At 69.1% G+C, this 8,838-nt stretch carries 8 protein-coding genes and 1 pseudogene; 2 read left to right on the forward strand and 7 right to left on the reverse strand.

The features are described from left to right. Positions 1-113: 113 nt before the first annotated feature. From ABZV00_RS37395 to mmsA, 6 genes are all read right to left on the reverse strand, one after another. Positions 114-932 carry an ABC transporter permease gene (locus ABZV00_RS37395; RefSeq protein ID WP_355615283.1) on the reverse strand — a complete coding sequence of 273 codons (819 nt, stop codon included), beginning with the start codon at positions 930-932 and terminating at the stop codon, positions 114-116. An 11-nt stretch (positions 933-943) separates the two neighbouring features. Beyond that, the gene (locus tag ABZV00_RS37400) at positions 944-1,957 is read right to left on the reverse strand and encodes an ATP-binding cassette domain-containing protein (protein ID WP_355615266.1); all 1,014 of its coding nucleotides are present in this window, start codon (positions 1,955-1,957) and stop codon (positions 944-946) included. Positions 1,958-2,169: 212 nt separating this feature from the next. Continuing rightward, positions 2,170-3,375, reverse strand: coding sequence for an ROK family transcriptional regulator (locus tag ABZV00_RS37405; RefSeq protein ID WP_355615286.1), 1,206 nt, complete (start codon positions 3,373-3,375; stop codon positions 2,170-2,172). 169 nt (positions 3,376-3,544) lie between these two features. Continuing rightward, the gene (locus ABZV00_RS37410) at positions 3,545-4,645 is read right to left on the reverse strand and encodes a sugar-binding protein (RefSeq protein ID WP_355615269.1); all 1,101 of its coding nucleotides are present in this window, start codon (positions 4,643-4,645) and stop codon (positions 3,545-3,547) included. A gap of 6 nt (positions 4,646-4,651) precedes the next feature. Continuing rightward, positions 4,652-5,998, reverse strand: a complete 1,347-nt coding sequence (gene mmsB, locus ABZV00_RS37415; protein ID WP_355615272.1) for a multiple monosaccharide ABC transporter permease — start codon at positions 5,996-5,998, stop codon at positions 4,652-4,654. Then, positions 5,995-7,542 (reverse strand): multiple monosaccharide ABC transporter ATP-binding protein, encoded by a 1,548-nt coding sequence (gene mmsA / locus ABZV00_RS37420; protein WP_328425450.1) that lies wholly within the window; start codon positions 7,540-7,542, stop codon positions 5,995-5,997. The genes mmsB and mmsA overlap by 4 nt, the downstream gene beginning before the upstream one ends. Positions 7,543-7,927: 385 nt before the next feature. On the opposite strand from mmsA, the gene ABZV00_RS37425 reads away from it, so the two are divergent. Next, positions 7,928-8,350 (forward strand): acyl-CoA thioesterase, encoded by a 423-nt coding sequence (locus tag ABZV00_RS37425; protein ID WP_355615277.1) that lies wholly within the window; start codon positions 7,928-7,930, stop codon positions 8,348-8,350. 63 nt (positions 8,351-8,413) lie between these two features. On the opposite strand, the gene ABZV00_RS37430 is transcribed toward ABZV00_RS37425, so the two are convergent. Next, positions 8,414-8,560, reverse strand: coding sequence for a hypothetical protein (locus ABZV00_RS37430; protein ID WP_355615280.1), 147 nt, complete (start codon positions 8,558-8,560; stop codon positions 8,414-8,416). A 177-nt stretch (positions 8,561-8,737) separates the two neighbouring features. Here ABZV00_RS37430 and ABZV00_RS37435 point away from each other — a divergent pair. Continuing rightward, positions 8,738-8,838, forward strand: a pseudogene (locus ABZV00_RS37435) (IS607 family transposase); the annotation flags it as partial.

Genomic DNA, 8,838 nt, shown 5'->3' on the forward strand with positions numbered 1-8,838 from the left:
GTCGCCGGGGTTCACCCCCACCTCTCCCGCCCCTCTCCCTCCTTTGGCACCCGGGGGGGGGCGCCCCCCCCCCGACCCGACATCGTGACCTACGACGTTCGACAAGCCCCGGTTCAACCACTCAGCCGCCGGTAGCGGGCCACCGAGAGCGGCAGGAAGACGGCGACCAGCACGACTGGCCACACGACGGCCAGCCACGGGTACTGCTGGACCACCCAGGAGTCGCCACCCCAGCCGGCGTTGCCGAAGAGTTCACGGGTCGCGCCGACGGTCACCGACAGGGGATTCCACTCGGCCACCGTGCCCAGCCAGGCGGGCATGGTGGACGGCGCCACGAACGCGTTGGACAGGAAGCCGAGCGGAAACTCCAGGATCTGCACCCCGGCCACCGCCTGCTGGCCCCGCATCACCAGGCCCAGGAAGATGCCGACCCAGACCAGGGCGAACCGCAGCAGCAGGATCAGCCCCACCGCGGCCAGCGTGTCGCCAACACCGCCGTGCGCCCGCCACCCGAGCGCCAGACCGGCCAACAGCATCACCACGAGGGTGACCACCGCAAACAGCATGTCGGCCGCCGCCCGACCCATGAGCGGGGCCAGCGGCGAGACGGGCATCGACCGGAAGCGGTCGGTCACCCCGCGGTCCAGGTCGGCCGAGACGGCGATGGTGGTGAGGCTGATGCCGAACACCATGGTCATCACGAACATGCCGGGCAGCAGGAACTCCCGATAGCTCCCGCCCCCCGGCACCTCCAACGCGCCGCCGAAGAGGTAGACGAACATCAGCACGATCAGGATGTCGAAGCCGAGCGAGCCGATCAGCGGCCCGGGATCGCGGCGCCAGTGGGCGAGGCCCCGCCGGGTCAGCGTGACGCTGTCGGCCAGCAGGGTGGGACGGCCGGGCCGGTGGGCCGGCGATCCGGTGCCGGGCAGGGTCAGACTGGTCACGCCGAAACCTCCGCGCTGTCGGCGGGCACACCGACCGCCTCGGCGCCGCCGTCCTCGGCGGGCTGCGGTCGATGCCCGGTGAGGTGCAGGAACACCTCATCCAGGGTGGGGCGGCGCAGCGCGATGTCCGCCACCTGCACGCCGCCCTCCTCAAGCGCCCGTAGCACGGCGGCGAGTGTGGCGGCCCGGTCCCCGATCCGGGCACTGAGCAGCCGCCGGTCGTGGTCGACCGTCGGCTCGACCCCGACCACCTGCCGCAGCCGCGGCAGGGCGGCGGCGAGATCGGCGAGGTCGCGGAGGACCAGGTCGAGGCGGTCGCCGCCGAGGCGGCCCTTGAGGTCGTCCGGGGTGCCCTCGGCGATCACCCGGCCGGCGTCGACCACGGAGACCCGGTCGGCCAACTGGTCGGCCTCGTCCAGGTACTGGGTGGTGAGCAGGACGGTGGTGCCGGCGCGGACCAACTCCCGGACCGACTCCCAGACCTCGTTGCGACCGCGCGGGTCCAGACCGGTGGTGGGTTCGTCGAGGAAGAGCACCGACGGGGTGAGGATCATCCCGGCGGCGAGGTCCAGCCGCCGGCGCATGCCACCCGAGTACGCCTTCACCGGCTGCTCGCCGGCGTCGGCGAGGCCGAACCGTTCCAGCAACTCGGTGGCGCGCCGCCGAGCCGCCTTCGGGTCGAGGTGGAACAGTCGGCCGAAGATGACGAGGTTCTGGTGGCCGCTGAGCATCTCGTCCAGCGCAGCCTGCTGCCCCACCAGCCCGATGCGGTAGCGCACCTGCTCGGGCTGGCGTGCCACGTCGAACCCGGCCACCTCGGCCCGCCCCTCGTCGTAGCGGAGCAGGGTGGACAGGATTCGTACGGCAGTGGTTTTGCCGGCACCGTTCGGGCCCAGCAGGCCGTACACCGTGCCGGCCCGGACCCGCAGGTCGAAGCCGTCCAGCGCGTGCCGGTCCCCGTACCGCTTGCGCAGCCCCTGCGCGACTATCGCGTCCTCGCCGGTCGTCATTTCGCTCCCCCTCGATGCCGCCGTCGCGCTGTCGTACGACGTACGGTAGCACCTACGGCAACGATGGGCACATGGCATTCCCGTCGGTTGATGACGGTCATCTGTTCGAGGTGATCGATGAGCCCGATCAGCCGGACTCCGCGTGCCGGCCACCCGGCCCGGCACCAGCGCCGACGAGGACGTGCCGCATCGGCCGCAGCAGGCGCTTGCGGCTACGCCGGGTCGACGGGCCCCACGTGGCCGGCGACGCCGACGTTCAGCGGGTCGGCCAGCAGCTTGTCGAAGGCCAGTTCGGCGGCGCCGATCAGGACGGCGTCCGGGCCGAGCGCCGCCGCCTCCAGGCGCAGGTGCTCGCGGGAGACCGGTAGCGGCATGGCGCCCAGCCGGCTGCGGACCGTGTCCGCCCCGGCGGTGAAGATGTCGCGCAGCGAGCCGCCGAACACCACGGCGTCCGGGTTGACCACGTTGACCAGGTTGGCCACGCCGAAGCCGAGCCAGTCGGCGACCCGCTCGACCGCCTCTCGCGCGGTCCGGTCGCCGTCCGCCGCCGCGCGCAGCACCTCGGCCACCGCCGCGCGGTCGCCGGGGTCCCGGCCGGCGTGCCGCAGCAGCGCGTTCTCACCGATCTCGGTCTCCCAGCAGCCGCGTGAGCCGCACCCGCAGGGCAGCCCGTTCGGGTTGACCACCATGTGGCCGACCTTGCCGCTGTGGCCCCGGTGCCCGATCATCAGCCGGCCACCCACGATGATGCCGGCGCTGATGCCGAGGCCGCCGTGCAGGTAGATGAGATCGTCGACGCCCGCCGCCACGCCGCGGACGTGCTCGGCCAGGCCGGCGATGTCGGCCAGGTCGCCGGCCACGAAACCCGGGCCGGCGGAGAGTTCGGCCTCGAGCGCGGCGCCGAGCGTCCCGTCGATGCCGACGATCCGGATCCTGTCGTCCGCGTCACGGGTGGTGTCGGTGACCGCGACCGCGCCGCCGACCAGCAGCGCGTCGGCGGCCACGCAGCGTTCCATGTCGCGGACGAGGTCGGCGAGCGGGCCGACGGCGTCGACGGCCGACATGCCGACGGGTCGGGCGACCTCGCGCAGATCGAGGATGCGCCCGCCGAGGCCGACCCGGGCGGCGCGCAGTCGGTCCGCGTCGATGCTCAGCGCCTGCGCGTAGACCCGGTCGGAGCGAGGGCTGACCACCAGCGAGGGGCGGCCGGCGCGGCGGGCGGTGGTCGGCGCCTCCTCGGTGACCAGGCCACTGGCGACCAGGTCGGCCGCGAGGGCACCGATGGTGCTGCGGTTGAGGCCGAGCCGGCTGGTCAGCTCGGCCCGGGACGTCGGCCCGTGCAGGTGGACGTAGCGCAGGACGGCGCCGAGGTTCTGCCGCCGGATCTCCTCCTGGCTCGCGCCGGGGACCGAGGGCAGCGGGGATTCGGGATTGCGGCCGACGCCGGCTGGCCTGGACCGGACGGGTGTTTCCACGGTCAGACCTCCTTCCGGGTCGGCGGCGGGTGGTGCGGGGGTGCCAGGACGACGATGGGTCCCGGAAGAGGAGATCCGGGACCCATCGGCGTTGCTGCCTACCGTGTGGTGCTTACTTGGTGAGCGGCGCGAGCTTCGGGTCGTTGGCGTACGCCTCAGCCGCGTTGGCCTTGGTGACGGCGACCGGCGGGAGCAGGTACGTGTCGACGACCTTGCTGCCGTTGTTGTAGGACTTGGTGTCGTTCACCTGCGGGGTGTTACCGGCCTGGAGGGCCTTGACCATGTTGACGGTCTCCTTGACCAGGTTCCGCGTGTCCTTGTTGATCGTCATGTACTGCTCGCCAGCGACGATCGACTTGACCGACTCAACCTCGGAGTCCTGACCGGTGACGACCGGGACCTGCTTGCCAGCACCCTTGATCGAGGTCATGATCGCGCGGGCCAGGGTGTCGTTCGGGGAGAGGACGCCGTCCAGCTCCTTGTTGCCGTAGGTCGAGGTCAGCAGCTGGTCCATGCGGGCCTGCGCACCCTCGGCCTTCCAGCCCTGGATGGCGGTCTGCTTGACGTCGGTCTGCTTCGAGGCGACGACCACGTTGCCCTTGTCGATCTCCGGCTTGAGCACGCTCATCGCGCCGTTGAAGAAGACACCGGCGTTGTTGTCGTCCGGCGAGCCGGAGAACAGCTCGATGTTGTACGGGCCGTTCGGCTTCTTGGCCTTCATGCCCTCGAGCAGGGCCTGGCCCTGGAGCTCGCCGACCTTGAAGTTGTCGAACGCGACGTAGTAGTCGAGGTCCGGCGTGTTGGTGATGAGCCGGTCGTACGCGATGACCTTCACGCCGGCCTGGTGGGCCGCGGCGACCTGGGTCGACAGCTGCGCGGCGTCGGTCGCGCCGATGACGATGACCTTGGCACCCTTGGTGACCATGGCGGTGATCTGAGCCTGCTGGTCGGCGACCGTGGTCGACGCGCCCGCGTACTGCACGTCGCTCTGGAAACCGGCCTCCTTGAGGCCGGTGGTGAACAGGTCACCGGCGAGGACCCAGTTCTCCGAGGTCTTGGCCGGCAGGGCGACACCGATCAGGGAGTTCGCCGCGAAGCCCTTGGCGTCGCCGCTGGAGCCGCCGGTCTCCTCGTCGCGGCCGGAGCCGCAGGCGGTGAGAGCCAGCATGGCGACGGCACCGATGGCCACCGACTTGCCGAAGAATCTACGCATGGGAAGTTACTTGCCCTTCTGGAGAGGTGACACGGAGGTGAGGTCGGTGTCCCGTGGTCCGGGCACCGGCGCCGTGGCGGGCTCGCGCTCCGCGTCGGGCGGTGAATCGGGTGTGGTGGGTGCGTCCCGCTTGAAGGAGCGTGTGATGCTCCCGATCACGGAGAAGCGCCCCTGGCTCTTGTTGTAGACGTCGATCGCGACGGCCAGCAGCAGGACCAGGCCCTTGATGATCTGGACGCGGTCGGTGCCCACGCCCATCAGTTGCAGGCCGTTGTTGAGCACGGCCATGACGAGACCACCAACGATCGAGCCGCTGATGGTTCCGATACCGCCGGAGACGGCCGCGCCACCGATGAAGACCGCGGCGATCGCGTCCAGTTCCCAGCCGTTGCCGTCCTGCGGGCCGGAGGCCGCCGAACGGGCCACGAAGATCATGCCGGCCAGGGCTGCCAGGACGGACATGTTCATCATGACGAAGAAGTTGACCCGCTTGAGCTTCACACCGGACAGCTCGGCCGCCCGGGAGTTGCCGCCCACCGCGTAGATGTGCCGGCCGCCGGCCGTGTTGCGGGTGTAGAACGAGTATGCGAGGACCAGCGCGAGCAGGATGATGCCGGAGATCGGGAAGCTGGTGCCGACGCGGCCGCTGGCGAAGCGCAGCGCGGCGAAGGCGATCGCCCCGACCATGACGGCCATACGCAGGATCGAGATCCACATTGGGGCCGGATCGGCGTCCATCGCGCGGCGGGTCTTGCGCGCCTGGAGCTCGCGCCACACCACGGCCACCGCCGCGGCCAGACCGAGTAGCAGCGTGGCGTTGTTGTAGCCGGTGTTCGGCCCGAACTCGGGCAGGAAGCCGGAGCCGATCTCCCGGAAGCCCTCCGGCACCGGGATGGTGTTCGCGTTACCGATGAACTGGTTGCCGCCGCGGAAGAGCAGCATGCCGGCCAGGGTCACGATGAACGCTGGCACCCCGATGTAGGCCACCCAGAAGCCCTGCCAGGCGCCGATCAGCGCGCCGATCCCGAGGCCGAAGAGGATGGCGAGGGGCCAGGGCAGTGACCAGTCGGCCATCGCCTTCGCCACCAGGATGCCGGCGAATGCGGCCACGGAGCCGACCGAGAGGTCGATGTGCCCGGCGACGATCACCATGAGCATGCCGATGGCCAGGATCAGAATGTACGAATTCTGCTGGAACAGCGCGATCAGGTTGTCCGATCGCAGGGTCAGGCCATCGGTCAAGATCTGGAACAGGACGACGATCGCCACCAGGGTGAAGATCATCCCGAACTGGCGAGCGTTGGAGGTGGTGCCTCCGAACAGGTTCTTCTGAAGGTCCTTCAATCGGCTCATCGTGTCAGCATCTTCTTCGTCGAGGTCATCTGCTTCATGAGGTTTTCCGGGGTGGCGTCCTCCCGGGCGATCTCGCCCGTGATGGCACCTTCGAACACGGTGTAGATGCGGTCGCAGAGCCCGATCAGCTCAGGCAACTCCGAGGAGATGATGACGACACCCTTCCCCTGGTCGGCGAGCCGCTGGATGATGCCGTAGATCTCGTACTTGGCACCCACGTCGATACCGCGCGTCGGCTCGTCGAGGATCAGCAGGTCCGGGTCCGTGAACATCCACTTCGCCAGCACCACCTTCTGCTGGTTGCCGCCGGAGAGCTTGGAGACGCTCTCGTCGACCGTCGGGGCCTTGGTCCGCAACTCCTTGCGGTACGCCTCGGCCGCCTGGTACTCCTCGACCTGGTCCAGGACGCCGTGGTGGGAGATCTTGGACAGCTTGGCGGCCACCGTCGACGACTTGATGTCGTCGAGCAGGTTGAGGCCGATCGCCTTGCGGTCCTCACTGACGTACGCGAGCCCGTGGTCGATCGCGTCCGCCACCGACTTGAGCACAATCTCCTTGCCGTCCTTGATGATCGTGCCCGACTCGTACACCCCGTAGGAGCGGCCGAACACGCTCATCGCCAGCTCGGTGCGGCCCGCGCCCATCAGGCCGGCGAAGCCGACGATCTCGCCGCGGCGCACCACGAAGCTCTCGTTCTTGCAGACCTGCCGGTCGGCGGAAATCGGATGCCGCACGTTCCAGTCGCGGACCTCGAAGAAGACCTCACCGATCTTCGGCGTGTGGTCCGGGAACCGGCTGCTCAGCTCGCGGCCGACCATGCCCCGCACGATCCGGTCCTCGTCGACCCCTTCGGCCCTGACGTCCAGCGTCTCCACCGTCCGGCCGTCGCGCAGGATCGTGATCTGGTCGGCGATCGCCTCGATCTCGTTCAGCTTGTGCGAGATCATGATCGAGGTGATGCCACGCGAGCGGAAGCCGCGCAGCAGGTCCAGCAGGTGCCGGGAGTCGGCCTCGTTCAGCGCGGCCGTCGGCTCGTCCAGGATGAGCAGCTTCACGTCCTTGGCGAACGCCTTGGCGATCTCCACGAGCTGCTGCTTGCCGACCCCGATGTCCTTGATCAGGGTGTCCGGGTCCTCCTGCAGACCGACCCGGGCCATCAGGTCCAGCGCCATCCGGTTCGCGGCCTTCCAGTCGATCGCGCCCCGCTTGCGCGGCTCGTTGCCGAGGAAGATGTTCTCGGCGATCGACATGCCCGGAATGAGCGCGAGCTCCTGGTGGATGATCACGATTCCGGCGTTCTCGCTGGCCCGGATGTCGGAGAACCGCGTCTCCGACCCCTGGTAAACGATCTGGCCGTCGTAGGTGCCGTACGGGTACACACCGCTGAGGACCTTCATCAGCGTGGACTTGCCCGCGCCGTTTTCACCGCAGATGGCATGAATCTCGCCGGCGCGAACCACCAGGTTGACGTCGGAGAGGGCCTTGACTCCTGGGAACTCCTTGGTGATGGAGCGCATCTCAAGGAGGATGGGCACGTCGCTCATCGCTCGTACCACCTCGCCAACGTCATCGGTTGCCTCCGGAAGGTTTGACCTTCACTCGGTTTTGTTGTTGACGGCAACGTATTGCGGCGAGAGGCCCATCCGCAAGGCGGGGGCGTGTTGAAAATGTAACAATCCGGCAATATAGACGTCGTACAGTGTTCGCCTGCCCCGGCGGCCCCTATAGTCCCGCCGGCATCGGGCGACCCGGTCGCCGCGCTCCCGGGCGACTTCCGCCGGCCGAGCGGGATCGACCCTGGCCGCTGCGCAAAGGACCCTCAACAGGCACGACGCGACTTCTGCCGGCGGAAGGGTACCGTGCCGGATGGCCGCCGCCCAGACCGGACGGGCGGCACCTCGTGTCGGTAGGTCCCGCTACCCTCGCCGCATGGCAGATCCCTTCCGGGTACGCATCACCGTCCGCGGTTACGAGCTGGACACCCAGGGCCACCTGAACCAGGCCGTCTACGTCCAGTACGGCGAGCACGCCCGGTGGGAGTGCCTGCGCGCCGCCGGCATCGCGCAGGACCGGCTCCTGGCCGCTGGCGTCGGACCGGTCGCCCTGGAGTCAACCCTGAAGTACCTACGGGAGCTGCGTGGCGGGGACGAGGTGTACGTGTCCTGCCAGTTCCACTGGAGCGAGAGCAAGGTGTTCCAGATCGAGCAGGACTACACCCTCGTCGACGGCACTCCGGTCGCCCGGCTGACCGGGGTGGGCGGGCTGCTGGACCTGTCGACGCGACGGCTGGTGCCTGACCCGCGCGTACGGTTTCGGCAGTTGGCCACCGACCCGGGGCCGCTCAACCTCTGAGGCTGGTCTCCATCGGCAGGAGCGCGTCGACGTACTCCGCCGCCCCGCTTTCCGGCTCGTCGCTCACGGGTGCAGCACCGCCTTGATCACCCCGTGCTCACGGCGGTCGAAGCTGCGGTACAGCTCGGGCGCATCGTCGAGGCTGCCGTGGTGGGTGACGATCACGCTGGGCCGGGCCCGGCCGGCGACGACCAGGTCCCGCAGGAGCACCGTGTAGCGGCGGTCGTGGGTACGGCCGAACCGGACCGCGACGCCCTTGCTGAACAGCGTTCCCCACGGCGCGACCAGATCCTCGCGGGCGCTCGCGCCGGGACGGGTTGCTAACTGCTTGTTGTGGAGTGTCCATGAGTGACTGTTAGGTGCTTTTAGTGTTGTATGGTCCTCGTTGTGATTCTGACGGAATGGGCTAAGGCGCAAGGTGTTGCACCGCGTACTGCGTATCGCTGGTTCCGTGAGGGCACGTTGCCGGTCCCTGCGCGACGGGTGGG

Source organism: Micromonospora sp. NPDC005173 (assembly GCF_040608515.1).
Lineage (GTDB): Bacteria > Actinomycetota > Actinomycetes > Mycobacteriales > Micromonosporaceae > Micromonospora.